At 54.0% G+C, this 26,967-nt stretch carries 35 protein-coding genes and 1 tRNA gene; 9 read left to right on the top strand and 27 right to left on the bottom strand.

Features of this window, described 5'->3' with window-relative positions; translation table 11 throughout:
• The first annotated feature begins 4 nt into the window (after window positions 1-4).
• From USH94_RS02490 to ureG, 3 genes are read left to right on the top strand one after another with little or no spacing between them, the layout of a single operon-like run.
• A complete protein-coding gene (locus USH94_RS02490) occupies window positions 5-544 on the top strand; it encodes a HupE/UreJ family protein (RefSeq protein WP_111963303.1) in 540 nt (179 codons plus the stop codon).
• On the top strand, window positions 544-1,218 hold the full coding sequence (locus tag USH94_RS02485) for an urease accessory protein UreF (RefSeq protein WP_111963304.1): 675 nt from the start codon (window positions 544-546) through the stop codon (window positions 1,216-1,218). Before USH94_RS02490 ends, USH94_RS02485 begins: the two co-directional genes overlap by 1 nt.
• 9 nt (window positions 1,219-1,227) lie before the next feature.
• A complete protein-coding gene (ureG, locus tag USH94_RS02480; protein WP_014071813.1) occupies window positions 1,228-1,845 on the top strand; it encodes an urease accessory protein UreG in 618 nt (205 codons plus the stop codon).
• Between the two features lie 44 nt (window positions 1,846-1,889).
• Here the strand turns inward: ureG and tsaD are convergent, their stop codons facing one another.
• Window positions 1,890-2,903 carry a tRNA (adenosine(37)-N6)-threonylcarbamoyltransferase complex transferase subunit TsaD gene (tsaD, locus tag USH94_RS02475; RefSeq protein WP_111963305.1) on the bottom strand — a complete coding sequence of 338 codons (1,014 nt, stop codon included), beginning with the start codon at window positions 2,901-2,903 and terminating at the stop codon, window positions 1,890-1,892.
• A 236-nt stretch (window positions 2,904-3,139) separates the two neighbouring features.
• Here tsaD and rpsU point away from each other — a divergent pair, with 236 nt between their 5' ends.
• From rpsU to rpoD, 3 genes are all read left to right on the top strand, one after another.
• Complete coding sequence (rpsU, locus tag USH94_RS02470; protein ID WP_001144069.1) at window positions 3,140-3,355, top strand: 30S ribosomal protein S21; 216 nt, start codon at window positions 3,140-3,142, stop codon at window positions 3,353-3,355.
• Window positions 3,356-3,470: 115 nt separating this feature from the next.
• On the top strand, window positions 3,471-5,216 hold the full coding sequence (gene dnaG, locus USH94_RS02465; protein WP_003862574.1) for a DNA primase: 1,746 nt from the start codon (window positions 3,471-3,473) through the stop codon (window positions 5,214-5,216).
• 165 nt (window positions 5,217-5,381) lie between these two features.
• A complete protein-coding gene (gene rpoD / locus USH94_RS02460) occupies window positions 5,382-7,229 on the top strand; it encodes an RNA polymerase sigma factor RpoD (RefSeq protein WP_023309228.1) in 1,848 nt (615 codons plus the stop codon).
• Window positions 7,230-7,330: 101 nt separating this feature from the next.
• Here the strand turns inward: rpoD and mug are convergent, their stop codons facing one another.
• The gene (gene mug, locus USH94_RS02455) at window positions 7,331-7,837 is read right to left on the bottom strand and encodes a G/U mismatch-specific DNA glycosylase (RefSeq protein WP_008503183.1); all 507 of its coding nucleotides are present in this window, start codon (window positions 7,835-7,837) and stop codon (window positions 7,331-7,333) included.
• A gap of 124 nt (window positions 7,838-7,961) precedes the next feature.
• On the opposite strand from mug, the gene USH94_RS02450 reads away from it, so the two are divergent.
• Window positions 7,962-8,037 (top strand) — tRNA-Ile (locus tag USH94_RS02450).
• A gap of 120 nt (window positions 8,038-8,157) precedes the next feature.
• Here USH94_RS02450 and USH94_RS02445 read toward each other — a convergent pair.
• The 8 genes from USH94_RS02445 to USH94_RS02410 all read right to left on the bottom strand — a co-directional run bounded on the left by USH94_RS02445 (window position 8,158) and on the right by USH94_RS02410 (window position 15,005).
• Window positions 8,158-8,373, bottom strand: a complete 216-nt coding sequence (locus tag USH94_RS02445; protein WP_032681944.1) for an ogr/Delta-like zinc finger family protein — start codon at window positions 8,371-8,373, stop codon at window positions 8,158-8,160.
• A 68-nt stretch (window positions 8,374-8,441) separates the two neighbouring features.
• A complete protein-coding gene (locus USH94_RS02440; protein WP_111963306.1) occupies window positions 8,442-9,542 on the bottom strand; it encodes a phage late control D family protein in 1,101 nt (366 codons plus the stop codon).
• Window positions 9,539-10,024 carry a phage tail protein gene (locus USH94_RS02435; protein WP_111963307.1) on the bottom strand — a complete coding sequence of 162 codons (486 nt, stop codon included), beginning with the start codon at window positions 10,022-10,024 and terminating at the stop codon, window positions 9,539-9,541. Before USH94_RS02435 ends, USH94_RS02440 begins: the two co-directional genes overlap by 4 nt.
• On the bottom strand, window positions 10,021-12,825 hold the full coding sequence (locus tag USH94_RS02430) for a phage tail tape measure protein (RefSeq protein WP_111963308.1): 2,805 nt from the start codon (window positions 12,823-12,825) through the stop codon (window positions 10,021-10,023). Before USH94_RS02430 ends, USH94_RS02435 begins: the two co-directional genes overlap by 4 nt.
• Window positions 12,818-12,937 carry a GpE family phage tail protein gene (locus USH94_RS02425; RefSeq protein ID WP_071842818.1) on the bottom strand — a complete coding sequence of 40 codons (120 nt, stop codon included), beginning with the start codon at window positions 12,935-12,937 and terminating at the stop codon, window positions 12,818-12,820. The genes USH94_RS02430 and USH94_RS02425 overlap by 8 nt, the downstream gene beginning before the upstream one ends.
• A gap of 14 nt (window positions 12,938-12,951) precedes the next feature.
• Window positions 12,952-13,254 carry a phage tail assembly protein gene (locus tag USH94_RS02420; protein WP_007848877.1) on the bottom strand — a complete coding sequence of 101 codons (303 nt, stop codon included), beginning with the start codon at window positions 13,252-13,254 and terminating at the stop codon, window positions 12,952-12,954.
• Window positions 13,255-13,307: 53 nt separating this feature from the next.
• Window positions 13,308-13,823 (bottom strand): phage major tail tube protein, encoded by a 516-nt coding sequence (locus USH94_RS02415; RefSeq protein ID WP_111963309.1) that lies wholly within the window; start codon window positions 13,821-13,823, stop codon window positions 13,308-13,310.
• Between the two features lie 9 nt (window positions 13,824-13,832).
• Window positions 13,833-15,005 carry a phage tail sheath protein gene (locus USH94_RS02410; protein WP_111963310.1) on the bottom strand — a complete coding sequence of 391 codons (1,173 nt, stop codon included), beginning with the start codon at window positions 15,003-15,005 and terminating at the stop codon, window positions 13,833-13,835.
• Between the two features lie 181 nt (window positions 15,006-15,186).
• Here USH94_RS02410 and USH94_RS02405 point away from each other — a divergent pair, with 181 nt between their 5' ends.
• Window positions 15,187-16,176 carry an acyltransferase family protein gene (locus USH94_RS02405; RefSeq protein WP_111963311.1) on the top strand — a complete coding sequence of 330 codons (990 nt, stop codon included), beginning with the start codon at window positions 15,187-15,189 and terminating at the stop codon, window positions 16,174-16,176.
• A gap of 23 nt (window positions 16,177-16,199) precedes the next feature.
• Here the strand turns inward: USH94_RS02405 and USH94_RS02400 are convergent, their stop codons facing one another.
• Genes USH94_RS02400 through USH94_RS02375 form a run of 6 tightly spaced genes read right to left on the bottom strand, consistent with a single transcriptional unit; the run spans window position 16,200 to window position 20,509 of the window.
• Complete coding sequence (locus USH94_RS02400) at window positions 16,200-16,796, bottom strand: tail fiber assembly protein (protein WP_111963312.1); 597 nt, start codon at window positions 16,794-16,796, stop codon at window positions 16,200-16,202.
• Entirely contained in the window at window positions 16,796-18,085 is a 1,290-nt protein-coding gene (locus USH94_RS02395) for a phage tail protein (RefSeq protein WP_111963313.1), read from the bottom strand. The genes USH94_RS02400 and USH94_RS02395 overlap by 1 nt, the downstream gene beginning before the upstream one ends.
• Window positions 18,082-18,687 carry a phage tail protein I gene (locus USH94_RS02390; protein ID WP_111963314.1) on the bottom strand — a complete coding sequence of 202 codons (606 nt, stop codon included), beginning with the start codon at window positions 18,685-18,687 and terminating at the stop codon, window positions 18,082-18,084. Before USH94_RS02390 ends, USH94_RS02395 begins: the two co-directional genes overlap by 4 nt.
• The gene (locus USH94_RS02385) at window positions 18,680-19,588 is read right to left on the bottom strand and encodes a baseplate assembly protein (protein ID WP_111963315.1); all 909 of its coding nucleotides are present in this window, start codon (window positions 19,586-19,588) and stop codon (window positions 18,680-18,682) included. Before USH94_RS02385 ends, USH94_RS02390 begins: the two co-directional genes overlap by 8 nt.
• Entirely contained in the window at window positions 19,575-19,934 is a 360-nt protein-coding gene (locus tag USH94_RS02380) for a GPW/gp25 family protein (protein WP_029741006.1), read from the bottom strand. The genes USH94_RS02385 and USH94_RS02380 overlap by 14 nt, the downstream gene beginning before the upstream one ends.
• Window positions 19,931-20,509, bottom strand: a complete 579-nt coding sequence (locus tag USH94_RS02375) for a phage baseplate assembly protein V (protein ID WP_111963347.1) — start codon at window positions 20,507-20,509, stop codon at window positions 19,931-19,933. Before USH94_RS02375 ends, USH94_RS02380 begins: the two co-directional genes overlap by 4 nt.
• A 100-nt stretch (window positions 20,510-20,609) precedes the next feature.
• Here USH94_RS02375 and USH94_RS02370 point away from each other — a divergent pair, with 100 nt between their 5' ends.
• Window positions 20,610-21,305, top strand: a complete 696-nt coding sequence (locus tag USH94_RS02370) for a DUF6216 family protein (RefSeq protein ID WP_111963316.1) — start codon at window positions 20,610-20,612, stop codon at window positions 21,303-21,305.
• A gap of 1 nt (window position 21,306) precedes the next feature.
• On the opposite strand, the gene USH94_RS02365 is transcribed toward USH94_RS02370, so the two are convergent.
• The 11 genes from USH94_RS02365 to USH94_RS02315 all read right to left on the bottom strand — a co-directional run bounded on the left by USH94_RS02365 (window position 21,307) and on the right by USH94_RS02315 (window position 26,833).
• The gene (locus USH94_RS02365; protein WP_111963317.1) at window positions 21,307-21,756 is read right to left on the bottom strand and encodes a phage virion morphogenesis protein; all 450 of its coding nucleotides are present in this window, start codon (window positions 21,754-21,756) and stop codon (window positions 21,307-21,309) included.
• Window positions 21,749-22,180, bottom strand: coding sequence for a phage tail protein (locus USH94_RS02360; protein ID WP_111963318.1), 432 nt, complete (start codon window positions 22,178-22,180; stop codon window positions 21,749-21,751). The genes USH94_RS02365 and USH94_RS02360 overlap by 8 nt, the downstream gene beginning before the upstream one ends.
• Window positions 22,143-22,391 (bottom strand): Rz1-like lysis system protein LysC, encoded by a 249-nt coding sequence (gene lysC / locus USH94_RS02355; RefSeq protein WP_258525014.1) that lies wholly within the window; start codon window positions 22,389-22,391, stop codon window positions 22,143-22,145. The genes USH94_RS02360 and lysC overlap by 38 nt, the downstream gene beginning before the upstream one ends.
• Entirely contained in the window at window positions 22,276-22,704 is a 429-nt protein-coding gene (gene lysB / locus USH94_RS02350) for an Rz-like lysis system protein LysB (protein WP_111963320.1), read from the bottom strand. Before lysB ends, lysC begins: the two co-directional genes overlap by 116 nt.
• Window positions 22,701-23,216: a lysozyme gene (locus tag USH94_RS02345; RefSeq protein WP_014884901.1), complete on the bottom strand. Its 516-nt coding sequence runs from the start codon at window positions 23,214-23,216 to the stop codon at window positions 22,701-22,703. The genes lysB and USH94_RS02345 overlap by 4 nt, the downstream gene beginning before the upstream one ends.
• The gene (locus tag USH94_RS02340) at window positions 23,197-23,412 is read right to left on the bottom strand and encodes a hypothetical protein (RefSeq protein WP_014884902.1); all 216 of its coding nucleotides are present in this window, start codon (window positions 23,410-23,412) and stop codon (window positions 23,197-23,199) included. The genes USH94_RS02345 and USH94_RS02340 overlap by 20 nt, the downstream gene beginning before the upstream one ends.
• Before the next feature lie 3 nt (window positions 23,413-23,415).
• Window positions 23,416-23,619 carry a tail protein X gene (locus USH94_RS02335; RefSeq protein WP_000868184.1) on the bottom strand — a complete coding sequence of 68 codons (204 nt, stop codon included), beginning with the start codon at window positions 23,617-23,619 and terminating at the stop codon, window positions 23,416-23,418.
• Window positions 23,619-24,086: a head completion/stabilization protein gene (locus USH94_RS02330; protein ID WP_014884903.1), complete on the bottom strand. Its 468-nt coding sequence runs from the start codon at window positions 24,084-24,086 to the stop codon at window positions 23,619-23,621. Before USH94_RS02330 ends, USH94_RS02335 begins: the two co-directional genes overlap by 1 nt.
• Window positions 24,087-24,184: 98 nt before the next feature.
• Window positions 24,185-24,838 (bottom strand): phage terminase small subunit, encoded by a 654-nt coding sequence (gene gpM, locus USH94_RS02325; protein ID WP_111963321.1) that lies wholly within the window; start codon window positions 24,836-24,838, stop codon window positions 24,185-24,187.
• 3 nt (window positions 24,839-24,841) lie between these two features.
• Window positions 24,842-25,990, bottom strand: a complete 1,149-nt coding sequence (locus tag USH94_RS02320; protein WP_111963322.1) for a phage major capsid protein, P2 family — start codon at window positions 25,988-25,990, stop codon at window positions 24,842-24,844.
• A gap of 15 nt (window positions 25,991-26,005) precedes the next feature.
• Window positions 26,006-26,833 carry a GPO family capsid scaffolding protein gene (locus USH94_RS02315; RefSeq protein WP_059446323.1) on the bottom strand — a complete coding sequence of 276 codons (828 nt, stop codon included), beginning with the start codon at window positions 26,831-26,833 and terminating at the stop codon, window positions 26,006-26,008.
• Between the last annotated feature and the right edge of the window lie 134 nt (window positions 26,834-26,967).

Raw genomic sequence — 26,967 nt, 5'->3', positions numbered from 1 at the left:
AATCATGCGCAAGTTACTCCCTCTGTTACTGCTGGCTTTTTCCGTTCCCGCGCTCGCGCATCCCGGCCACGGCGCCGACAGCTTCCAGGCCGGTTTTCTCCATCCGCTGACCGGACTCGATCACCTGCTGATGCTGGCGGGTGCAGGCGTGCTCTCGGCACTGAGCGGCCGCAAGCTCCTGCTGCCGTTTGCCACCCTCGGCATGATGCTCGTTGGCGCTATTGCGGGCAGCCTGCTCGGCGGCTTCAGCGGCATGGAGATGCTGATTATCGCCTCGCTGGCGGTCTGCGGCGTGATGATGTTTAAAACTGAAAATCGCTTGCTGCTGGCAGTGCCTGCCCTGGCGATGTTCCACGGCTGGGCGCACGGCGTGGAGATGTCCGGCCACAGCTTCTGGCTCTTCACCAGCGGCTTTATGCTCGCCAGCGCCACGGTGCTGTGCGCCAGCTTTGCCGCAGGGCTGCTGCTGCGCCGTCACGACGGCCTGCGTAAAACCTTCGGCGGCGGGCTGATCGTCTCCGCCCTGCTGGCACTGATGAGCTGATGGATCATTCCCGCCAGTTGCTGCGCCTGATGCAGCTCTCCAGCAGCAGCCTGCCGGTCGGGTCGTTTACCTGGTCACAGGGGCTGGAGTGGGCCGTTGAGGCGGGCTGGGTCACGGACGCCAACGCCTTTAAACGCTGGCAAATCCAGCAGATGGAGCAGAGCTTTTTCTGCGTCGACCTGCCGCTGTTTATCCGTATTTATCAGGCCTGTGAGCAACGCTCGCTTACAAATGCAAAACGCTGGACGGCATACCTGCTCGCATGTCGGGAAACGCGCGAGCTACGAGAAGAAGAGCGCAACCGCGGGGCGGCCTTTACGCGGCTGATTAAGAGCTGGGAACCTGACTGTCCGCCCGAATGGCTGCCGCTGTTTATGCAAAGCCAGCTCTGCGGCATGGCCTGGCTCGGCGTTCGCTGGGGCATTAGCGCGCGCGAACTGGCGCTGAGTCTGGGCTACAGCTGGATGGAGAGCGCGGTCATGGCGGGCGTCAAGCTGGTGCCGTTTGGGCAACAGGCCGCGCAGCAGCTGATTATCGAACTGAGCGACCACTACGCCGCAGGTTTTGAACAGGCATTTTTACGTAGCGACGACGCGCTGGGGGCAGCAACGCCGCTGTCCGCCATCGCCTCGGCGCGCCACGAAACCCAATATTCACGACTATTCCGTTCCTGAGGAGTCAACATGGCTGATTACAAACATCCCCTGCGCGTGGGCGTGGGCGGCCCGGTAGGGTCGGGCAAAACCGCGCTGCTGGAAGCGCTCTGCAAGGCGATGCGCGATACCTATCATCTTGCGGTGGTCACCAACGATATCTACACCAAAGAGGATCAGCGCATCCTGACCGAAGCGGGCGCGCTGGAGCCAGAGCGCATCGTGGGCGTGGAGACGGGCGGCTGCCCGCATACCGCTATCCGGGAAGATGCTTCGATGAACCTGGCGGCGGTGGAAGCGTTGAGCGAGAAGTTCGGCAATCTGGACCTGATCTTCGTTGAAAGCGGCGGAGACAACCTTAGCGCGACGTTCAGCCCTGAGCTGGCGGATCTGACCATTTACGTGATTGACGTGGCCGAAGGGGAAAAAATCCCGCGCAAGGGCGGGCCGGGGATCACCAAATCCGATTTTCTGGTCATCAACAAAACCGATCTCGCGCCGTACGTGGGTGCCTCACTGGAGGTGATGGAGCGCGATACCAACCGCATGCGCGGCGAGCGTCCATGGACCTTTACCAACCTGAAGGCGGGTGACGGTCTTGCGACGATTATTGCATTTCTGGAAGAGAAAGGGATGTTGCGGGTGTAGTCAAACGATCCCCTCTCCCTGTGGGAGAGGGTTAGGGTGATGGATTACGCCTCCGGCAGTTCCGCCAGCGGCCAGCGCGGACGCACGGACACGCTCAGGTCGGACGTTGCCCCCGCATTAAGGCGCACCATCCCGGCGTAGGCGATCATCGCCCCGTTATCGGTACAGAATTCCGGACGGGCATAGAACACTTCCCCGCGACGCTTTTGCATCATCTCGGCGAGCTTCGCGCGAAGCGTGCGGTTAGCGCTCACGCCGCCCGCCATCACCAGACGCTTAAAGCCGGTCTGTTCCAGCGCGCGCTTGCACTTGATCATCAGCGTGTCCACTACCGCATCTTCGAACGCGCGGGCGATATCGGCGCGGGTTTGCTCGCAGTCATCGTTATTACGGATCGTATTCGCCGCGAAGGTTTTCAGCCCGGAGAAGCTGAAGTCCAGCCCCGGACGGTCGGTCATTGGGCGCGGGAAGACAAAGCGCCCTTCCGTTCCCTGCGCCGCCATTTTGGACAGCATCGGGCCGCCCGGGTAATCCAGACCCAGCAGCTTGGCGGTTTTATCGAACGCTTCACCGGCGGCGTCGTCGATCGACTCGCCCAGCAGCTCGTACTTGCCAATGCCCGTTACGCTAATCAGCTGCGTATGGCCGCCGGAAACCAGCAGCGCAACAAACGGGAATTCAGGCGGATTCTCTTCCAGCATCGGCGCCAGAAGATGCCCTTCCATATGGTGAACCGGGATGGCCGGCACGTCCCACGCGAAGGCCAGCGAACGACCAACGGTTGCGCCAACCAGCAGCGCACCGACCAGGCCCGGGCCTGCGGTATAGGCCACGGCATCAATATCGGTTGAGCTCAACCCGGCCTCTTTCAGCGCCGCCTGAATCAGGGGAACCGTTTTACGCACGTGGTCACGAGAGGCCAGTTCAGGTACGACGCCGCCGTAGTCAGCGTGCAATTTCACCTGACTATACAGCTGGTTGGCCAGAAGTCCTTTTTCGTCGTCGTAAATGGCGATGCCGGTTTCATCGCAGGATGTTTCAATACCCAGTACACGCATGACTTGTTTTACCTCGTTTCAATACCGCGCAGTGTAGAGCCTGGGCGGGTTGATGTAAAACTTTGTTCGCCCCAGGAAGAAGGCTCGTGTATACTCCTCACCCTTATTAAAGTCCCTTTCAAAATCGCATCGGTGCTTTACAAAGCAGCAGCATTTGCAGTAAAATTCCGCACCATTTTGAAATAAGCTGGCGTTGATGCCAGCGGCAAACCGAATTTATTAAAGGTGAGAGTTACATGCCGGTAATTAAAGTACGTGAAAACGAGCCGTTCGACGTAGCACTGCGTCGCTTCAAACGTTCATGCGAGAAAGCAGGTGTTCTGGCTGAAGTTCGTCGTCGTGAGTTTTATGAAAAACCAACGACCGAACGTAAGCGCGCTAAAGCTTCCGCTGTGAAACGTCACGCGAAGAAACTGGCTCGCGAAAACGCACGCCGTACTCGTCTGTACTAATTGGTTGAGGGCCTCAGCCCTCAATTGACAGACAGAGTAATAGTCGTAAGGCCGTGCTTCCGGAAGGAATGCGCGGCTTGTTTTCGTTTATAAGTCGCTTAAATTTTTGGGGCATATGGCCGGAAGAATCCCACGCGTTTTCATCAATGACCTGCTTGCCAGAACCGACATCGTCGATCTCATCGACGCGCGGGTAAAGCTGAAAAAACAGGGCAAGAATTACCATGCGTGCTGTCCGTTCCATAACGAAAAAACCCCCTCCTTCACCGTAAACGGTGAAAAGCAGTTTTACCATTGCTTCGGCTGTGGTGCTCACGGTAATGCCGTTGATTTTTTAATGAACTACGACAAGCTCGAGTTCGTTGAAACCGTCGAAGAGCTGGCGGCAATGCATAACCTTGAAGTGCCGTATGAAGCAGGCAGTGGGCCAAGTCAGATCGAGCGCCATCAACGGCAAACGCTGTATCAACTGATGGATGGCCTGAATTCGTTTTACCAACAGTCTCTTAAGCACTCTGCGGCTGAGCCTGCGCGTCAGTATCTGAACAAGCGCGGACTGAGCGACGATGTCATTGCGCGTTTCGCTATTGGTTACGCCCCGCCCGGCTGGGACAACGTGTTAAAGCGTTTTGGCGGCAATAGCGAAGATCGTAAATCTCTCATCGATGCAGGCATGCTGGTCACCAACGACCAGGGGCGAAGCTACGACCGCTTCCGCGAACGGGTGATGTTTCCGATCCGCGACAAGCGAGGCCGGGTAATTGGTTTTGGTGGTCGCGTGCTGGGTGATGCCCTGCCGAAATACCTTAACTCCCCGGAAACCGATATTTTCCATAAGGGCCGCCAGCTTTACGGTCTTTATGAGGCGCAGCAGGATAACGCGGAACCTCCGCGTCTTCTGGTCGTCGAAGGCTATATGGACGTCGTTGCGCTGGCGCAGTACGACATTAACTACGCGGTTGCGTCGTTAGGTACGTCCACCACCGCCGATCATATTCAACTGCTGTTCAGGGTGACCAATAACGTCATCTGCTGTTATGACGGTGACCGTGCAGGACGCGACGCCGCCTGGCGTGCGCTGGAAACCGCGCTACCCTATATGACCGACGGGCGTCAGCTACGCTTTATGTTCCTGCCCGACGGTGAAGACCCGGATACGCTGGTGCGTAAAGAGGGCAAAGCGGCGTTTGAAGCGCGGATGGAGCAGGCTCAGCCGCTCTCCACGTTTTTGTTTAACAGCCTGATGCCGCAGGTCGATTTGAGTACCCCTGACGGGCGCGCGCAGCTCAGCACGCTGGCGCTGCCGTTAATCAGTCAGGTGCCCGGCGAAACGCTGCGCATCTATCTTCGTCAGGAGTTAGGCAACAAGCTCGGCATTCTGGATGACAGCCAGCTTGAACGTTTAATGCCTAAACAGGCTGAAAACGGCACGGTTCGCCCCGCGCCTCAGCTAAAACGCACAACCATGCGTATACTGATAGGGTTACTGGTCCAAAACCCCGAGCTTGCGCCGCAGGTGCCGTCGCTGGCGGGTTTGAACCACGAAAAATTGCCCGGACTTGGCTTATTTTCAGAACTGGTCAACACGTGTTTGTCTCAGCCAGGTCTGACCACCGGACAACTTTTAGAGCATTATCGCGGCACAAAAGAGGCCGCTACCCTTGAAAAATTGTCGATGTGGGACGATATAGCAGATAAGGACATTGCAGAAAAAACGTTCACCGACTCACTCAACCATATGTTTGATTCGATGCTTGAGCTGCGCCAGGAAGAGTTGATAGCTCGCGAGCGCACACACGGTTTGAGCAGCGAAGAACGCCGGGAGCTCTGGATGATTAACCAGGAACTGGCGAAGAAATAAGTCAAAGACAAAAGTATTTAACGGCTTAAGTGCCGAATATCGATCGGGAAGCCCCCGGCAGCCGCACTGAGAGGCAGCGGCAAAAATATAAGTACGCCCTCGCTTTAAAGGTTGGCAGCCCCATCGCCGACACCAATCAAACGAATTAAGTGTGGATACCGTCTTATGGAGCAAAACCCGCAGTCACAGCTGAAACTTCTTGTCCAACGTGGTAAGGAGCAAGGCTATCTGACCTATGCCGAGGTCAATGACCATCTGCCGGAAGATATCGTCGATTCAGATCAAATCGAAGACATCATCCAAATGATCAATGACATGGGCATTCAGGTGATGGAAGAAGCACCGGATGCCGATGATCTGTTGCTGGCTGAAACCTCCAACAACACTGACGAAGATGCGGAAGAAGCTGCTGCACAGGTACTGTCCAGCGTGGAATCTGAAATCGGGCGTACCACTGACCCGGTCCGCATGTACATGCGCGAAATGGGTACCGTTGAACTGTTGACCCGCGAAGGCGAAATTGACATCGCAAAACGCATCGAAGACGGGATCAACCAGGTTCAGTGCTCTGTCGCCGAGTACCCGGAAGCGATCACCTATCTGCTGGAGCAGTACGATCGCGTTGAAGCGGAAGAAGCGCGCCTGTCTGACCTGATCACCGGTTTTGTCGACCCGAACGCTGAAGAAGATATGGCGCCTACCGCCACTCACGTCGGTTCTGAACTGTCTCAGGAAGAGATGGATGATGACGAAGACGAAGATGAGGAAGAGAGCGACGACGACACCGCGGACGATGACAACAGCATCGACCCGGAGCTGGCACGTGAGAAGTTTGCCGAGCTGCGTACCCAGTACGAAGTGACGCGTGACACCATCAAAGCGAAAGGCCGCAGCCACGCTGCCGCTCAGGAAGAGATCCTGAAGCTGTCTGAAGTATTCAAACAGTTCCGCCTGGTGCCAAAACAGTTCGACTACCTGGTAAACAGCATGCGCGTGATGATGGATCGCGTACGCACCCAGGAACGCATCATCATGAAGCTGTGCGTTGAGCAGTGCAAAATGCCGAAGAAGAACTTCATCACCCTCTTCACCGGTAACGAAACCAGCGAAACCTGGTTCAACGCGGCTATCGCGATGAACAAGCCGTGGTCTGAAAAACTGCACGACGTGAAGGACGATGTGCATCGCGGCCTGCAGAAACTGCATCAGATTGAAGAAGAGACCGGCCTGACCATCGAGCAGGTTAAAGACATCAACCGTCGTATGTCCATCGGTGAAGCGAAAGCTCGCCGTGCGAAGAAAGAGATGGTTGAAGCGAACTTGCGTCTGGTTATCTCTATCGCCAAGAAATACACCAACCGTGGCCTGCAGTTCCTGGATCTGATTCAGGAAGGCAACATCGGTCTGATGAAAGCGGTAGATAAGTTTGAATACCGTCGTGGTTACAAGTTCTCCACCTATGCAACCTGGTGGATCCGTCAGGCGATCACCCGCTCTATCGCGGATCAGGCGCGTACCATCCGTATTCCGGTGCATATGATTGAGACCATCAACAAGCTCAACCGTATTTCCCGCCAGATGCTGCAGGAGATGGGCCGCGAGCCGACGCCGGAAGAGCTGGCCGAGCGCATGCTGATGCCGGAAGACAAGATCCGTAAAGTTCTGAAGATCGCCAAAGAGCCAATCTCCATGGAAACACCAATCGGTGATGATGAAGATTCGCATCTGGGTGATTTCATCGAGGATACCACCCTCGAGCTGCCGCTGGACTCTGCCACCACCGAGAGCCTGCGTGCTGCGACACACGACGTTCTGGCTGGCCTGACCGCTCGTGAAGCGAAAGTCCTGCGTATGCGTTTCGGTATCGATATGAACACCGACCACACGCTGGAAGAAGTGGGTAAACAGTTCGACGTTACCCGCGAACGTATCCGTCAGATCGAAGCGAAGGCGCTGCGTAAGCTGCGTCATCCAAGCCGCTCTGAAGTGCTGCGTAGCTTCCTGGACGACTAATCCGTCCTGACCGTGAAAAAGCTCCCTTCGGGGAGCTTTTTTTGTTTATTCCCTCTCCCTGTGGAAGAAAGTCAGGGGTGAGAGCATCAGGCAGCAGGGGATTAAAGCCCCCGCACCATCAGCGCCTCATCAAGCTCCCTGTAGGCCTCCACCAGCTTATCCAGCGTCGCCCTGTTGAGCCCGCTCGGGTTCGGCAACACCCACACCTGCGTAACGCCAATCATGATGCTCTGCTTACCCCACTTAGCCCCGCGCTGGCTGAAAGCCTGCTCGTAGGCCTGCTTACCGAGGATCGCCAGCGCGGCCGGCTGATAGTCTTCTATTTTCTTCACCAGCTCACGCCCGCCGCTTCGCAGCTCATGGAGGTTGACCTCACTTGCCTGTACAGTCGGACGTTCGACCAGCATGGTAATTCCGCAGCGCGTGTCCAGCAGGTGCTGCTCCTCTTCGGGCTTGAGTAACCTGTCGGTAAACCCGGCCTGGTAGATCACCTTCCAGAAGCGATTCCCCGGATGGGCGAAGTGAAAACCGGTGTGCGCCGAGGACTTGCCCGGGTTAATTCCGCAGAACACCACTCGCAGGCCAGGGGCCAGAATATCGTTGATCATCTTTACTCCCGCTGATACATCGTTATGGAAGTATAAAGGATTGATTATGCGTTGTTTATAAAAACAGCAGGCAGGTGCGAATGGCTGGATTGCTGCGGGGAGTTACTTTATAATTCACCGCCACGGCCCCTTAGCTCAGTGGTTAGAGCAGGCGACTCATAATCGCTTGGTCGCTGGTTCAAGTCCAGCAGGGGCCACCAAATTCAAGTAGTAAATACATATACTTAGGCCACTCTCGCGAGTGGCCTTTTTGTTTATTCAAATCCCATTGGCAGCAAAATGGCAGCAGTAGTTTCATTAAAAAACCCGCCAGCGGCGGGTTAGTACGAAAGTTGTTGCTGCAAACCCTTCGGATGCGGAGGTGCAGAACTGATTTTTTGAGGACGACAAACAGACCTGACGAACGTTTCATGAGTAACAAAAGTGTGCCCGCATTCAATATTTGTGCACTGGTTATAACGTTCTTTAGTTTGGCGGGAAACTTCAAAGCTGCTGCGTGTATGTGCGGCCTGGCCACACAACGGACAATTCATCATTTTAGTCTTATCCCCACTTTTGCTGTAATCGCAATAATGATACAACATAATTCCATTTTGTGAAGTAATCATTCCATTTCTAAATCATCAATTCTCACCTCAAGCTCTAGAGTGGTCGTGAAACCGCTATCTGCACTGACACTATGCGTCAGCGTGGTAATGGTCCATTCGCCATCATCAATGGGCTGTTTAAACCCGCTAACCTTCACCGGCATTTCGGTATACAGATCAGCCCTTCCCTCTGCGAGCTGCAGTGAAAATGTTGCTACCCCGCGCTGCAGGCGCTCCCACTGCATCTTTGCCGCTCGCTCTGCATTGCTGCGGTTTGCATAAGTTCTGTTGAGTACCAGCACGTTTTCATCCGTTCCCACCAGGTAATCGCCCTGTTTTGCTTCCGGCTCCTTTGCCGTGGTGGTTTTCTTTCGACGGCGCTTAACCTTTGCTGTCTCTTTTTTCTTTGGCTCACGGGTATAAAGCCAGCTGGCAATTACCCCCGTATAGGCATCGCGATCGGCCAGGGTAAAACGATGACCGTCACCGGCCTGGCGGGTTATGGTGATAACCGGCAGCGGCTTACCGCTCGCCGTTCTGCCCTGTCCCTGACGGATAAACAACAGATTGCCGTCCTTAACGGAGGCTATCGCACCATACTGCCGCGCTAGCTTCATCAGGAAACTCGCATCGCTCTCGTTGGTCTGGTCAAGATGATCCACAGGCTTGTCCATCAGGTCCTGCCCCAGCGCCATCTTTAATTTATGCCTGGCAGCTATTTCCTTCACCACTTCACCCACCGTTGTCTGGTGCCATGATTTTTCACGCCGCGTGTTCAGGGTTTCACGGAAATCTGCGCTACGTGCGCGAATTGTGAGACGGTCAGGCGCGCCGCTGTGCTCAATCTCATCGACAGTAAATCCCCCTTTCGGAAAAAGCGGCTGGCCTTTCCACCCCAGCGCAAACTGAATAATGGCCCCACGACGCGGCAGAACGATTTGCCCGTCCGAGTCGTCCAGCTCCAGCTCAAGCTGGTCAGCTTCAAAGCCCCTGTTATCCGTAAGCGTCAGACTCATCAGGCGCGAATCCAGTACGGTTGTGACATCCTTACCTTCAATAATGACGCTGAAACCCGGCGTTTTACTGTTCAGGTTCGTGAGATCAGAGGTGAAATTCACTGCAGTAACCCTCCCACCGTATTTTTAATATTCCCTATCACAGAGGTGGCGGTGTCCTGCAAATTGCTGAGCTGATCACTGAGGCTGCCGAACATATCAGACAGCGACTCATCCACCCGCTTCAGCGTCAGCGTGAATTCAATACGCCGCGGCATCCCGCTTTCAAAAAATTCAGTTTTGGTCTGACTCAGGCTCTCGATCACAAACATGCCGTAAATCGTCCCGCTCCCCTCAATCAAAGGCCACGATTTACCCAGCTCCGCCATCTGCTCAAGGGCCAGCAATGACAGCCTGCCGCCGGTGATTTCCGGTAGCAGGACGCCGGACAGCGTCAACGAATCGTTATCCGGCCCAAGAAACTGTGTAGACGGGCGCCGGTTTACCCGGCTGTTAGTGGCATGCCGCCAGCTGCGCTGATACTGCAGCTCCTGATACGGCACGGTGCGCAGCATGAATACATACAACCCCAGCACCATCATCATGATTCATACCCCCCTCGATCACTGAAATTACTTCGCGCTTTTGCCCTGGCCCTGCGCTCACGCTCATCAAGCTGCCTCGCCACTTCGCGGGCAATATCCTGTGCGCTCTGCCCCGGCTGAGCGGTGATATGAATAGGCGCGTTAATTTCATAACGAATTGCCTGCGGCGCACTGGCGGATTTTGCTGACTGGCTTTGTTTGTACTCTTTAGCTGGCAGGCTATATGGATGCATCGGCGAGGCTTCAGCAGGAGCCGCTGCCACACCCATGACGCCCGCAACAACGGAAGCCAGCGCAGCAGTCCGGCGCCTGCTGGTCACATTAGCCGGACCGTTCACAATCTCCGGGCCATTCTCCCCGACTATGCCAAACTGACCGCGCGGAATAACACCACCACTGTCATACAGTCCTGCAAACGGAACAGAAGCAGCTGCGGCACCACCAACCACCTGAACCTGAGTATTACCCGGCGCTTTATTTTTCCCTGTCATCCAGTCAGGCAGATAATCGGTAACGGATGACAGCTTGCTCTTGAGCGTTTCCCACTTCGCATTGATACCATTGAGAATGTTGTCAATTATGGCGCTGCCCATATCCTGGAATTTAGCTGGTAGCGCACCGACATCTGAAAGAATGGCGTTCCACTTGTCACTGATCGTCTGCCTGACACTGGCCCACGCCTCAGACACACCGGCCTTAATAGCCTCCCAATTTTTGGCTATAAGGCCCGGTAAGGTGTAATTGAAAAACAGAGATTTAATAGCTTCCCAGGCATTACTTACGGCCTGTTTAATCCACTCCCACGCCGCCGTGGTGGCCGCGCAAACCGCATCCCAAACGGCTTTGAACTTTGGCCCAAGCGTGTCCCAGTTTTGCCAGATATAAAGCGCACCTGCGGCTATCAGACCAATAACGGCCAGAATGGGGTTAGCAAACATCAGGCGCCCCAGCCACAATATCCCGCCGCCTACCCCCCTGAGGGCTTTAGTGATAAGCCCAAATGCACCACCACCTTTAATACCAAGAATAGAAAACTGCAGGCGCATCAGCGCCAGCGGGCCAAGCACAGCTGATACTGCCAGCATGACCGTACCCATAACTCCTGTAATCGACGCCAGTGCTGCCATGACTTTCAGCAATGAGCCAGCCAGCTTCGGGTTTTCCTCCACCCAGCGACGCAGCGCCCCCGTTACATTTTTCACGTAACTCATAATATCCATCAGCGGCTGGCGCAGGGTTTCACCCAGGCTACTGAACGCGTTCTGCGCGCCCGTCTTTACCAGCAACCACTGCGCGGAAAGTGAGTCCTTATTAATATCGGATTCTTTCTGCATGGAGCCGTTTGCCGCAGTGCCTGAGGTGAGTTTCAGCTGTCGCTGCAGCTCCGGCAGGTTGTTCGCAAGCTTCGCCGCATCATCGCCAAACTCCTTGCCGAATATCATCGTCATGGCGGACAGGCGTTTATCCTGCGGCAGCTTGTTGACCTTCTCCAGCACGCGCTGAATGGTCCCCATTGCGTCCTTTGTCATCTGCTTTTCAATCTCTTCTGGATTGAGTTTCAGCAGATCCATGCCTTCCATAAACCGCTTGCTTTGCATGGTCGCAATCGACAGTTCGCGCACCATGGCATTCGATGCACTGGCAGCAATTTCTGGCGCAGCGCCAAGAGACAGGAACGTTGAACCCAGCGCAGCCGCCTTGCGGAAATCAAGCCTGTCAGCCACGCCTCCCATTCGCTGCAGCACATTGATAATATCGCCGCCCTTAGACATGGCGTTATCGTCCAGGTAGTTCAGGGCATCGCCAAGCTGTTCAATATTGCGGGTCGGCACTTTATACAGCTGCGCGATTTTCCCCAGCCCTTCCGCCAGCTCATCAGCTGGCAGCTCGAATGCCGTTGCGGCCTTTGCTGCAGTGGATGCAAAGGCCAGCAGGTCACGCTTCTGGTCTTCGTAAGGATCATTCTGATTTGTCACACCCATACGCGCGCCACCTTCAACCAGCGCCGCATAGTCAATAGCGCCATTCTCCATCGGCAGCTGTTCACTGGCGGCCTTGATGGCATCCTGCATATTGTAATACTGTTTTGTCCGGTTGCCGTTGTCGTCCCGCAGACCGTTCATCTGCTTTGCCACCCCTTTCATGGCATCTTCCATGCTGGCATAGCTTTTCACGGCGGCCATAACCGGCGCCCCTATTGCCAGCCCTGCTGCTGAGGTAGTTGCTCCGGCGCCCGCAATACGATCCCGCACCTCAAGGCGCCGGGAATACTGATCGCGGACAGCGTGCATTCGCGCCTGCTGCGCACCCAGACGTTTAAGGGATTTCTGCTGTCGGTCCAGTGCCTGCCTGGTTTCTTCAGCATTCTTCCGCAGCTCCCTCTGGGCACTACTTAACTGTTTAGTATCGATCCCGGACTCTTTCAGCGCCTGTCGCTGCCTTTGAACTGAACCTAACAGACCGTTGTAAGTATGCTGCAGTTCCTGCACACGCGTTTTCGCCTGGCTAAATAGCTTAGCCTGCGCAGCTGTTGGACGGTTTGTTGCAGCAAACTGAGTGGCAAGCCTTGCAGCTTCTTCGCGGGCAGCGCTGAGATTTGTTGCAGTAATAGCAAGCTGCGACCTGGTTTTACGGAAATCATCAATGCGCCCGGCCTGTTTATTCAGTTCTTTCAAACTGTTCCGAGTGGTCTGAAGAGCAGTAGCCAGCTCTTTAGAGCTGGCCTGCGCGGATCGGAATGGGCGGGTGATCTTATCAACCGCATTTAGAATTACCTGCAAACGCAGGTTAGTGTCACTCATCGCTGGCCCCGCTTCTCTGAATCGCTTTATACCGCCACTCCAGCACTTCGGTCAGCGGCATAACGTCAGTGACGGACGGCGGCCAGTGAAAAATGGTGGCGATATCAGCCACCAGGTCTTCTACCGTCAGGCTGTCGGCAAACCGGCAAGCACCGATTTCTTCAACAAAAAAGTGACCACCTCAACCGACAGCGCGGTGAGATCGGCTGGGTCCATTTCAGCCATTTCCTGAGCGGTCAGCGCTGGCGTGGAGATGCGGGGAATAATCGTCATCATCGCGCCGACGTCCATATCCATGATCGCCTGTAGGCGGGTGCCTCGCAGCGCGCCAGACTGCGGCTTACGCAGCACAATTTCGGCAATTTCTGTTTTACCGCGTTTGATTGGGGTGTCCAGCTGTACGGTTTTTTCAGTCAGTTGTTCGCTCATCGTCATTTCCTGTTAATAGGTACTGGCGCGGCTGCCCGCGCCTTTAAAGTAGATCAGAGGCCCAGGGCGTTGCGGTGCTCTTCCATCAGATCCACGCCATCAACGATTTCAATCATGTTGATCACATCAACCTCGTAGAGCACCTCGCCGTTGATGGTCAGCTTCGCGTAGCTGTTGACGCTGCTGACTTTTGTTGTGTTGCTCTCGCCGGTTTTCCATTCGCCGGAATCGACTTCTTTATGTCGACCGCGCACAACCAGCTCAACGGCCTGCACTTCGCCGGTATCGTCACGCTGAATGGAGCCAGTGAAACGCAGCTGGATGCCGTCAACGGTGGCTTTACCCATCTGCTTGAATAACAGCAGTTCGGTGCCACCGATTGAAAATTCCGTGTCCAGCGCGCCATCATCCAGCCCCAGATCAACATCAGCCGAACCGGGCATTCCGCCGCCGCGATACTTTTCAAACTTGCGGGTGAATTTAGGCAGGGTCAGGGACTCAACGATCCCCTGATAGTTATTCCCGTCGTTAAAAAGGTTCAGGTGTTTTAACTTGCGTGGTAAAGCCATATTGTCCCCTTACGCGCTGACCTGGCTGGAGAAATCCAGCAGATACTGATCGGTGATGCGCTGGCGCAGCATCAGGTTTTCCAGTGGCGGTACCGGCGTATAGTCGTAATCGATAGTGAGCTTCCCGGCTTTCAGGGAATCTTTATCGTTTACGGACTCATCCAGCCAGCAGTCGGCGCCGATGATGTAGCCCTGCGTTTTCAGGTTGCGCAGTTTGGCGCGAATACCTTCGATAATGTCGCGGGCCAGCGACGGGTTAAGCACGCCATCAACCGCCCACATGTGCGCTTCGGCGATGGTGTCAGCCAGTACCTGCGCGGTTCGGGTGTAGTTTTCAAAGGCAAACAGAGGATCGTCACTGAGGCAGCGGGAGCCCCAGAAGCGGAAACCGTCTTTGCGGATCAGCGTGGTGACATCGTTCTGGTTCAGCAGCCCCGCATCGGTTGCCTGGTCCTGCAAATCCCAGAACACATCGGCAGAAATGCCGGTGACGCCGTTCACGCCCACGTTGGACAGGGATTTATGCCAGCCGGTCTGCTCGTCAATTTTGGCACGCAGACCAAGCGCACGGGCCGAGGCGTAAGCCGTTGCGTCAGCATTCAGCACGGTGTCAAAACTGATGAAATCAGGCCAGATCAGCATCCCCTCGCGCTGGCTGAAATTAGCGCGATAGGCAATAGCCTCTTCCACTGTTTTGCAGCCGTAGGCGGACAGATAAGCAAACCCGCGCAGACTCTGCGCCACGCTCAGCAGCTCAGTAGCTACCGCCTGCGTGTCATGCCCCGGCACGCCAAGAATGCGCGGCTTAACGCCGAGCTGGGACTGCGCAGATAACAGCGCTTTCATGCCCGTTTTTTTACCGTCAGCTGTCACGCCGCCGATAATGTTGGAGGTTGTCTCCGCTTCGGTTTCACCCTGCGCAACGCGCACAACGACGGTTACGGGTTTAGCCTGGTCGGCAATGGCATCCAGCGAACGGGCCAGCGTGCCGGACTCGCCCGCTTTACCGCTGGCGGTCAGCACGTCGGTAAGCAGGACCGGTTTATTGAGGGGGAACACGGACGCATCTGCATCATCTCCGGTACAGACCATACCGACAATTGCCGTGCTTACTGTTGAAATAGGGCGGGTGCCATCGTTGACCTCAACGACGCGCACACCGTGGTGATAATCCTGAGCCATAAGGCATTCTCTCCGGTTTAAAGGGATAATGCCTACTATGGAAACCAAACCGTATCAGGTCACGTTACGGACATTGTTTGATGAACAGCACAATTCCATGACGTTAATTTAATACCTTTAATTTAACCTTTATCCCAGATACTATCTCAACCAACCAGTTAGATGAACTGAAGGATTCTCCGTGGTATTACAAACTGATCATCGTAACAACACTATTGATACTCTCAAAGGAGCATTGATTTTTTTGGTGGTTATGGCGCACCTACTTGGTGGAAGCGCTGAACAAGGACAAGTGAAAAATATTTATAATTTCATTTATACATTTCACATGCCAGCCTTTGCATTAATCTCTGGCTTCCTGGGCAAAGGCCGAAACAATCTTGAACCGTACAAACTAACCAAGCAGATATTAATACCATTAATAACATTCAACATTATATATGAAATAATCAACTTCTTTTTAACTGGTGATATTTCCGGATATCTTAAAATTGGTGCACCATATTGGATAATGTGGTTTCTCTTAAGTTTATTATGCTGGCATGTGATCGCATCCATCCTTTTCTCTCTGCGCCACCCACTCATGATCTCAATAATATTAAGCTTAGGATTTCAATTTATTGACTTCAGCACGCAAACACTATCCATAATGAGAACCGTTAATTTCCTGCCCTACTTCATCATGGGAGGAGTCATATTTAAAAAAAACATCCACAACAATTCACACAACAGAAAAATATTAATACTCTCTTTATGTACTTCAATTCTTACATTGATAGCCCTATCAAAGCTTACACCTACCATCTTTTTATATGGCGCATTCCCTTTTTCTCACTTTGAAACTCCAACAGCAGAGCTCATTATATTCAAATTAATAAATTATATCGCCGTGCCATTTTTGGTATTGCCTTTAATTTTTTTAAAACCCACATGTAAAACCCTAGAACGCTTTGGCAGGAAAAGCATGAACATTTATTTAATTCATGGACTTTTCATACTCTACGCGTCTTCTTACTTGAATCAGCATGGATCTTTGCTCTTCATTTTAGCAGGCTCAGTTGCAATTAGCTTCGTAACATGCCATGTATTAAGCTCTACATTTATATCTGTTTTTGTTGATAGATTTTTCTCAGCCGTACAAAAAAATATGCTATCTAAAGCTAGCCATTAGTTGGCTAGCTCCTCATTATGCTATCATTCTGGTTTAGAAGGAAATGACTTAGATTCATCAGGAATAAAAGTCATTTTCTTTAACTCATTAATGTAGGCCAACCAATTCTGCAAATTTTCTTTGCCTTCCTCGGAAAGAACCCCCAAGAGAAGCTCACTCTGCAATGGTGAAATATAATTTAGCGCTTCACTAATCGCCGATTTTTTCTCCATTAAAAAAGCACATTCCAGAGCATTGTTTTTAGCCTGAATGTCAACAACCCATTTCTCCCCGTCCCATATATCATATGGTGAAGTTGGAGCCAATGGCGTCACCCCCTCTCCAACCCCACCAATAGTGTGAATTTCAATCGGTTTCGCATCGTATTTTTGATAATATAGCTCACCTCTATGGTCCTCCATTTTAACCCACTCCTTACTTTTCGAGTCACGACAAAAAACGAAACCTATTTCATAATCACCAGGAGGATCGATACAAGAATTAGCAGGTATACCGACTCCTTCGGCCAAAAACTCTACAGATGAGCAGGTATACTCACCCGTTTCGCCATCGAAATTATGAATCGTAACTATTCCCGCTGATGTTGCAATTCCGTACTCATTAAGTAATGCTTTATTCATTATGCCGCTCTCACTATGTAGTTAAATGCAGTGTTGCGAGGCCGAGTTTCAGATGCGGTTCTTGTCACGGTGCTCGAATCCAACCTAGCGCGACTAAATTGGGCTAAATCACTATTCACAGTAACTAGTCCATCAGAACCTGACCGTTTGATTCCTGAGAAAGCCCCATCTACATACGTAAACATCCCATTGCCACCATAGCCAACCTCACCTACTATTGGCTGCATTGCATCTGTTTGTGAGCTCAATAACTGCCTAGCATTATCAACTCCGCGCCCATCATCCCAACCACGAATAAATTCGCCGCGTAGATCCGGTAATTTTAAAGAAGGATAAACTTGCGCCAGTTTTGGATATTGCGAAGAACTGAATGATGCTCCATTACATTTTAACCAACCTTCTGGCGGTGTTGCTGCTGGCCATGGAACAGGGACCCCGACAGGTAGCGCACTCCCCTCCCCAAGGCGAAGATTTTTTACAAAAGCAGGAACATCAGCGATATCAGCGCCGTTGGCTGATTTATCCATCTTTCCCGCAAGCGCATTTGCCATGGTAGTGGCAAAGTTCGGGTCATTACCTAACGCCGCCGCCAGTTCGTTCAATGTATCAAGCGCTGCAGGTGAGGAACCAACAAGCCCTGCAATAGCGGCCTGCACAAAAGCAGTATTGGCAAGCTGAGTGGAATTGTTACCAGCTGCCGCCGTCGGGGCTTTTGGGGTGCCGGTAAACGTCGGGCTGGCTTTTTGTGCATATTGCGTATGCGGATCAGCGGCCGCAAGATGTGCCGCCATAAGCTCATCCACATACACCTTAAGCTCCAGCACCTTATCATCCACGTATTTACGGGTAGCGAGCACCACGGAAGGATCAATTTTCAGCGTAATATTATCGGTGCTGCTGGTAATTAACACCATGCGCACTGTCTGCGTGCGCCCGCTACCCTCTGCCAGCTGCGGCTTGTAGCTCTCCGGGCAGTTACCGACAGCAATCAGCGCTCCGGTTTCATCAAACAACCCAACTTCACGAATCCACCAACCGCCCTCTGTTTCGGGTATCACCTGCTCAGCGATCACCTGGCTGCTGTTCTGCGGATCGATATACAGCATATTCAGAGCTGCACGGCGTTTTTCACCGACCAGCTTTGTCTGTTGTGCGTTTGGCGTTGGCAGCACGCCGCCGCCATCCCCCACCGCCATCTGTGTAATTTTCAGCGGAACACCGAGCGCGGCGGCATTTGCCAGTTTCGCCGCGCCGATATCCGTCAGCAGGGTATAAAATTTTGCGCTCATGGGTTCACTCTCATTGTGTCAATAACATGGACGGCGCCGCCCTCGTAGGCAGAACCGCCGGAAATGATGGTTTCGTTGATATACGGGTAAATCGTGATTTCTTCGCCGCTATAGGTGGCAGCCCCCACGAAATATGGCCCGCTCGTCTGCAGATTTATGGACATGCCGATCAGATGCCTGCTGCAGGGTTTGGCGTCACCGATGAGGCGCTCCAGCTCCAGATAGGTTTCCTCTGTTATGCCCTGGTCCTGCACCCCAATATCCAGGCGAAACGTGCCCGGCGCCTCACCGGTCTGCCACCATTCAATGATGCGGATCAGAAAGCCGAACGGCTCCACCACACGCCGCACAGCGCTGGTTGTGCCCTTGTGCTGATGGATATAGAACGCATCCTGCACCACGCGGCGCTTCACGCTCTCCGCCCATCCTTCGTCCCAGCGATCAACCGAAAAGGCCCACGCCAGATACGGCAGAAACTTGACCGGGCATGTTGCCGGATTCCATAAATCGCGCAGCGGCACCGGCAGATCGGAAATTCCGCTGCAGGTCTGCGCCAGGCGGCGCTCAAGCGGCGATGAACCAGGAGGAAGCAGACTATTCATCCGTCCCCCCGTTGGTTACGCTCCATTCCGTACATGAAGCGGCTTGTGTCTTATCCAGCACCACATCAGCGAGCGGCGAGGCCAGTTCAACACGCTGCACACCTTCCACATGCAGCGCGGCATAAATAGCACTGCGGCGGATATCGCGCCCCAGCCTCGTCTGGCTGGCGATATATTTCTGCAGGCTGGCCTTTGCCGCCTCCATCACCGGCTCAGCTTCTGGCCCCGGGTAAAGAAAGATCGTTGCATCCACGCTGTACGGAATAATTTCAGCGCTGCGCACCGTCAGACGGTCAGCAACCGGCCGCACGTTCTCACTGTTAAGCGCCTGTTCAACCACCGCCAGCAGGTCCGCCGCCGCTGTTCCGTCGCCCTCACGGCTCAGTACGGTAAGCACCACCTCCGCCGGTGCAGGGCTGGTTGCGCTGGCGTCAGCTACTCGCCCGTCCGTGCTTTTAGCGTGAAACTCATAAGCCGCCGTTGGTCCCGCAACGGACAGCCCCTCAAATGCAGCAGGAACACGCAGGCGCAACGCCTCGTCACTTTCCATTACCGCTGCGACCGGAGGCACCGCGTCGTTATCGGCAGGTGTAACTGTCAGCCGCTTCACGTTGTAGTTGGCCGCCATCTGATCGAGATCTCCGCCCATGGCATAAGCCACCATGACCGCCTGTGCCGCCTCATTGATACGCTGGCGCAGCAGGATTTCCCGGTACGTGTTTTCCTGCAGTTGTTTGGTGATGGGTTCAGATTCCAGCTCAAGCGTGCGCCGCACCGCGTCCTGTTCGTTTGCCGGATACAGGGCCACAAAGGCGGCCTTACGCTCAGCCAGCAGGGATTCAAAGTCCGGCACGTCAACGATTTGCGGCGCGGGGAGCTGGGAAAGGTCAATGACTGCCATTGTCTGCTCCTGTTGATACCGAAAGAGAAACAGGCGCGCCGTTATTGCGCTTCCCGGTTAGCTCAACCACCATGGAGCCGTCAAAGCTGCTGTTGATGGTGATGGAATCCAGCGTAAGCCGAGGCTCCCAGCGACTCAGCGATACGTAAACAGCCGCCATAATCTGCAGGCGCAGCGCCGGGTTCTGGGGCTGGTCAATCAATGCTGACAGCAGGGAACCATATTCCCGGCGGGCTATACGGCTTCCCTGGGGAGTCAGCAGAATATCCCTGACCGACTGCCGCAAATGGTCTGCATCAGAAATGGCTTTGCCATTGTCCTGATTCATACCGATATACAGCGTCATACCGGGCCTCCTGATGTATCGCCGCCGGACTTAACGCCTGTATGACCGTGTTTATCGACTACGATCCCGTTAGAACTCATGGCGCCGCCGCCCTGGGTGACGCCACCATTGATCACCACCTCGCTGTTTATGCGCGTGTTACTTGCTTCCACCACAAACTCCCCCGTTTTCAGGGTTATGTTATCTGCCGCCTCGATCACCATGGATTTAATACCCCGGACGTGCCACCGCCCGGTGGCGGGTTCATACTCAAACCAGCCCCCGTCCGGGTACTCCGTCACGCAACCGTCCACGGAATCCGAGGGCGGCGCAAACTGATTGGAGTAGATGGCAGGCAACGCAAAAGCAGTTTCCAGATTGCCGCCCATGCTCAGCAGCACCACCTGCTCATCTGGCGACGGACACCACCATGTACGGGCACCACCGGCACGCAGCGTCAGCCAGTTAATCCAGTTGGTTTCAAGCTCGCCCACTCTCACCCGGCACAGCCAGTTTTCCCGGTCCACTTCGGTCACGGTGCCGGTGCGGATCAGGTTGGTGATAAGACGCATGATTTCGGTCAGTTGTGCGTTCATGTTGTCAGATTGCATGTGATGTCATTTTTTAAAAACAATGCTTCATTGTCTGGTCTTTGATACAAATACTCATGGACATTAAACTGTGAGGGAACTTGGAATGGAGTTTGATAAAATAAATGCATTCTTAGCCACAGCTATAGGTGGACTAATATTTAAATGGCTTGCGGGTGGAGTATCCTCTTTTTGGGCATGGCTAAATAAGTCCCATCCAGAAGAAGATTTTTTGGTGTCCAAAATCGGCATCCCAAAACCAGTTATCAGGCTTAGTTTTTGCAAGTACAAACGAAACACTAAACCGCACACTAAGAACAATAAAATATTTCTCACAATATTTGGTTCTATAGTCATAGCCCTATCCGCTGTTGGTTTTTATCAATTCACGAAACTTGTTATTCAAGGACCAGTACAGTGGATCGATTTTAAATATAAAGAAACAGGTGATTCGTTATGGATTAGACAGGATGAAGCAAGAAACAAGCCAAATAGTCCAAAATGGAATATATCTCCTGACACCTGCCTTAACCAAAAGGCATTAGATAAAATCACATCAATAAAGCCCAAAACCATTGAATTCATTTGCGGTTACATGCTAGATCCCAAAAGGCGAGAAGAATTAGGTGTAGCAGCCAATAAAAACTCTCTCGGTCTAATGGTTATGATTCCTATAGCTTATTTATCTCTTCTATTTTTCTTCATGCTTGGCACAGCCATGTTTATTGATTTATATATAAACGCAAAAATCACCTTATTCAATAAATCAGAAGCAGAGAAAAGTTATCAATACCTAACATGAACTAAAGCCTAACCAGCCAGCGCAGCAGAGTGTCACGGGTGATGGTTTCCACCTCATCATTCACGCCCAACAGGCGGCGCTCTGCGTAGCGGACCGCCGGGCCTTTTCGGCTGACGCGATCCCGCAGACCATAATGGTGAACACGGGCAATGCGCTGCACCTTGCCATCAAACTGCACGCTGGCGGAGTCCGCACTGGCGGCGGTTTTCAGGTATTTTGTGGTGCGCAATTTGGCGAACATCTGGCGCTTGATGCGCCCCTTTTTACTTCTGGCCGTCACCCGGCGTGGCTCAAAGGTGGTGCCGTCTGGATTGCGCTGCAGCCTGATATTTTGCTGTTGCGACCGGCGCAGCTCCTGCGCCAGTTGTCGCATCATACGGTTGCGGGCTGCCGCTTCCAGATTCGCCAGCAGGGCCGCCAGCCAGTCATCCACCCTCTGCAGGTCATCCACGTTTCACCGTCCACATTTCTTCTGGTACGTCGGGTTCCGGCACCGCTTCAACGCTCGATACGGTGCCGTCTGTGCTGACAATCACGCGCTCCGTGAGCTGCAGATTGAGGCTGATATCACACAGATCGTTGCTCAGGATATCGACGTCAAAGGTAAAAAGTTTTTCGCGCAGATCCGGGTTGTTAATAGCGTCCGGTTGATTGGTCATTAACCAGAGCAGCACGGGCGCCATCACTAAATTCTGGTTGCCGCTAAAATCTTCAATCACCACGTTCAGGGTGTAGCGGTATTCCCATGACATTGAACGGGCGCCGGTTGCAACCAGTGAACCGTTATCAACAAAAAGGTGCAGTTTGTCCGGGTTGTCACGGACATACGCCACCGATTTATTCAGGGCGTTGCGTAAGGATTGCGGCTTGTTCACTGTCTCGCTCCTGACATGCAATGATCGTGTCCACTTTGTCGGCACATGCCGCCCAGGCGGCCTCAGTCTCATCCAGCACCTGATTCAGATCCCCATTACTGCGCGGCGCTGACCTGTCCAGGCGGCACTGCGTCACTTTTGGACAACCACTCACGGTAAGCTGCACCTCCGGCGAGGGCCGGGCGGTCCCGCAGCCGGATAATGTCAGCAGGCAAAGGAATGTCAGCCCAGCGGCGTAAATCCTCGTTTTCACGTTTTAGCTCCTCGATCCGGCGCTGGCGACTCCGCAACAGCGCGGAAATCTCCTCCGCTGCAGCATAAAGTTGCATCTGAGCCCGGCTGTTGGTTTCGGTAAGAATGGACAGGCTGATGAGCTGGCTGTTTTTCTTCGCCAGCTCCTGCTTGTTCTTTTTAAGCGCCTCTGCCTGCGTCCCGATGGTGTGACCGGCATTGTTAAGCCGCCATGACTGCCAGCCCAGCAGTGCCAGCACCAGAGCCAGGATCACCGCCAGCGCGCGCGTCATGCCCCTGCCCCTTTAAGACACCAGGCAAGCTCACGGGCGCGCCGGTTTTCAAGCCCTTTATTCCGTTGACCATTTACATAAACCCAGCGGGGGAGCTGGTTGCACGCCTGCCACCATTGCTGGCGATTGATGTAAGAAACCATTGTTGACCGGCAGATTGCCCCCGTTCCGACATTGAAACCGATGCTGATCAGGGCATCGTAAACATGCTGAGGTGGCTTAACCTGCAGGCAGGCTTCAATCCTTTTTTCCGTCAGCAACACGTTATTAATCAGCCCCTGCGCAGCCTGTCGCTCCGTTATGGTTTTGCCCGGCACTACCCCGGACGTATTGCCGATCCCGTCAGTCCAGACCCCGGCGCTACACTGGTATGGCTGCAGGCGGCACCCTTCGAAATCAGCAATCAGTTTCAGCCCCTCGACGGAGGTATGAAGCGACTGAAAACCCGGCAGCGTGGCGGCAATCGCCAGCACCGCGCCGACCAGGCAACGCTTAACGATTGAAGGACTCATATTCCCCCCTGGATATTCTGCCGTCCCGCAGCAGCTGGTAGGCTTTCCAGCGTAAATAACAGGTCACCGCTGCAGTAATAATGCCCAGCGCAAGACCGGTGATAGTCGATACATCTTTAAGAGACAAATCGCCGAGCCATGCCAGAAGCAGGGCAACGCAGTAAGTGATAAAGGCGCTGATTCGTTCAAGCGTCATAGTTCAGTCCCATAACTGGACAGTCTGCGCAGTGGTTGATGCCGTGATATCCGGCAGCTCCACCTGCAGCCCGTGCGGTAAAAAGGGGCCATATTCAGCCAGCCCCGGATTCGCCTGCAGCACCTGCTCAGTGACTCCCTGCGTGCGCCCGTAATGGCGCCAGCAGAGTGCGTCCACCGTGTCATACTGATGCGCACGCACTTTCATCAAATCAGCTCCACCGTCATATGTGGCATATCGCGCAGGCGGGACTCCGCCCAGCGCACATCGCGCCACAGCTCGCCTAAGGTTGTTTCGATATCTTCGGCTTTCTTGCTTCCGTCACCGGTTGCGTCAAAATCGCGATAGCGCTCAACCAGGTTTGCTTTTGCCCAGCAAAACACCGCACGGCGATACAGCATGAGCCGCTGGCTTTCGCCGTCGATCACATCAGCAGGGACGTCGGCCAGGCTTGCATACCCCTGCGCCCGTTGTTTCTCGCGGAACTCATAAAGATCGGCGTTAACTTCAGCAATCGCTGTCAGCAACGCCAGACGCAGGCGCGGATCGGTGACACTCCCATCCATGCGCATATCACGGCGGAACTCTGAAACCCTGACATCAGGCCAGAAACTGGTGTTTTTAATAACGTCCTGGGTACTTTCCCCGGCCTGTTCCGGCGAAACGAATTGCATATTTCTGGCACTCCCAAATAGTTGGGCGGTGGACGGGGTTTTGACGCGGCATAAAGCCTGTCGCCACCCCGTGCCGCCCCGCGCGTTGGCACGATTCGTTAAGCCGACATTGCCTGTCGCAATCGGCTTTCAAGCTTGTTGATTTCGGTTTTGACGCCAGAACTGTTATCCAGTTGCAGGGCACGCTTCAGATGATTAAGTGCTGCCACTGCCTGATCGTTATCCCGCAGCGCATAGCCCATCGCCTTATGGAGTCGGGCGCGGGACTGATCCGGCATATCCTGACCTTCAACGATATCGAGCACCTGGGTAAGAATGGCGGCACTGAATGATTCACCGGCAGAAAAAGCACGCATTGCCGCGTCGGCAAACTCTTCCGCAACTGCGGTCCCGCAGGTCCGGTTGAAGCGTTGCGGCAGGACCCAGCTGTGTTTAATGGCATGGCGGGCAATGTCCAGCGCGCCGGTATAGTCTCCGGCATCAATGCGCCAGATCATGACGTACATCGCCACGTCGTCCTGGCCTGACGCGTCAGCATCCAGTAAACCGGCAATCCATGAGGCATAAGCGGGAAGAAACTCACGTTTGAGCTGAGCCTTGCGCTCATTTGACTGGACTGTTTTAAGGCGCCTGCGGTGTTCTGTCAGCTGTAACAGCATCTGGTTATAACCCGTCATACTGGCTTTACTGCCGCCCTGCCGGGCGGCATCCTGTGCCTGTACATACTGAGTGTGAGCACGGAACGGATTCATTTATCACGCTCCGGCGCCAGTGCCGCCCGTATTCTGAGCATCAAGCGCGCCCTGCACTGCTGCAGCAACGATGGTCTGAATATTTTCAGCCGTCAGCGCCGCGCCCGGATTGCCGTCTGCCTGCGCTGGTAACATCTCGATGTTCTCAACCAGGCAAACGCCATCGTAATCTTCGACAACATACGCCTCGTTAACGGATTCGTAGTTCTCCACGCGGTCACGCTTCGGATTGTCGATAACTGAACGACGACGGGTACCGGCTTGCCAGTAAATAGACAGGTTATCCAGACGGGTGATCAGCATGGCGTTAGCCGGGAAGAACGGCGCGCGAACGGCCGGGAGGTTGCCGATACGCTTCTGGCTGATGATGAGATCGGCCGCCATCGCTTCGCTGTTTGGCTGGTCGCGGTTGACGATCGGGAAATATTTATCCGCCAGCAACTGGCGCCCGACGATAACCACAAGCTCTGTATCTTCCTGATACCACGGCGCGATTTTCTCATTCACGGCGCCCATAACCAGCGCGTCCAGATTCAGGAAATCACCGCCTTTACCAACACGGATAGTCTGAGAAACCACCTCGCCTTCGGACACGATCTTATCCATTACCTGGACGGGTTTCTCCTGGCGGATTTTCTCCAGCCAGCCGATATTCACATCCTGCAGCAGTGGATAGGTCGCGCGGTCTGACGTTTTCTCACGCTTCACGCCGTTGAATCCGATCATGATGCGGTCAAGCGCCTGGCGGGTAATGATGGCGTCACGGATGCGCGTCTGGAAGTCTTGGAATTTGGCCCATAAATCCAGCTTCGCATAAGGCAGCGCCGTATCAGAGTTAGTCTGGGTACACTTGTACCCTTCACCGTCGATGTAAGTCGGATCAACGGGTTCACGGTCTTTTTGAGTGGTATCAGTATTTCCGGCAATACTGGAACCAATACCCAGCCCCAGACGCTCGCCGGACTGTTCATCAACCGGGATGATGTTGATTTTCTGCAGGAACGAGGAAGACTCCTGGATTTTCGTTTCCAGCGTCTGCGCAACGGACGGCTCAGCCGTATATTTCGAGGCGATATCGCTCACAGATACGCCGTTGAGTTTGGCGAGCTGCGTCAGATAGCCGTTGAATTTAAAACGTGTCTCTTTTTTCATTGTGCTTTTGCTCCGTCAGCAATCGGTGGTTTGTTCTGCGCCGTTATTGCCGGTCGCATTAGGGCGGCGTTCGCTGCGGCTGTCCTGGGTGGAAAGCTGCTCACGCAGGGTGGAGAGTGCGCTGGTTGTCTCATCAACAACCTTTTGCATATCGCTCAGCTTGTTACTGAAATCGGTCTGATGGGTGCCGACCTGCTCCGCCAGCGCCTGATGCTCACGCGCGATGGTTTCAACAGCCTGATTCACATCAGCAAAGCGGGCGTTATCATCGGCGCCTTTGCGGGACAGCAGCTCTTTCACGCGGGTAAACAGGCTGGTTTTTTCCGGCACGTCCTCAAACTCGATTAGCGTTTCAAGAGCAGCGGTAAACAGGTTGTCTTTGTCCAGCTTGCGGCGCGCCAGGGGGTTATGTTCTGCGCTGGCGCTGAACTGCAGCATTTCAGTGCCGAGGCTTGCCGGATCGTCAGTAACCGCCAGACCAACCAGATAAGCGGAGCCGGTATCGGCAAAGCTGGTGTTAACTTCCATTGAGGTGAAAAGCTTCTGCCAGTTACCGGTCATGGTTACCAGATCGTCCGTCGGGGCAATCCAGCCATACAGCGCCATCTTCCCGGACAAAGCCCCTTCGGTGATTTCTTCCGCTTCCAGTTTTTCCACCATGCCAAAACGACGGAAAGGCCCATCAGGGGTAAAACCCTTGATGTGTTCCATATTGATCAGCGCGGTGTATACCTGCGGGTTATAGCTCGCCGCCATCTGGGTGATCCAGTCACGTTCAATAACGCGCCCGTCAGTGGTGGCCCCTTCGACCCCAATACGAAAACGCTTAGATTTTTTTGCCATCGGTCCGGCTCCGGTTAGTTAGTTCGTAACACGTTCAGAGCCTTATGTTTGCGGTGATAGGCGCGTGTAAACAACGCGTTGGGCTTGTGCGAACTCCCACACAATGCGAAGCCGGGGAAAGTGCTGATTTGAGG

It is taken from the genome of Enterobacter sp. 148H3 (genome assembly GCF_034107425.1).
Classification (GTDB): Bacteria; Pseudomonadota; Gammaproteobacteria; order Enterobacterales; family Enterobacteriaceae; genus Enterobacter; species Enterobacter vonholyi.
Note: the sequence above shows the minus strand (reverse complement) of the source record. Positions and strands in the feature narration are given on the sequence as shown.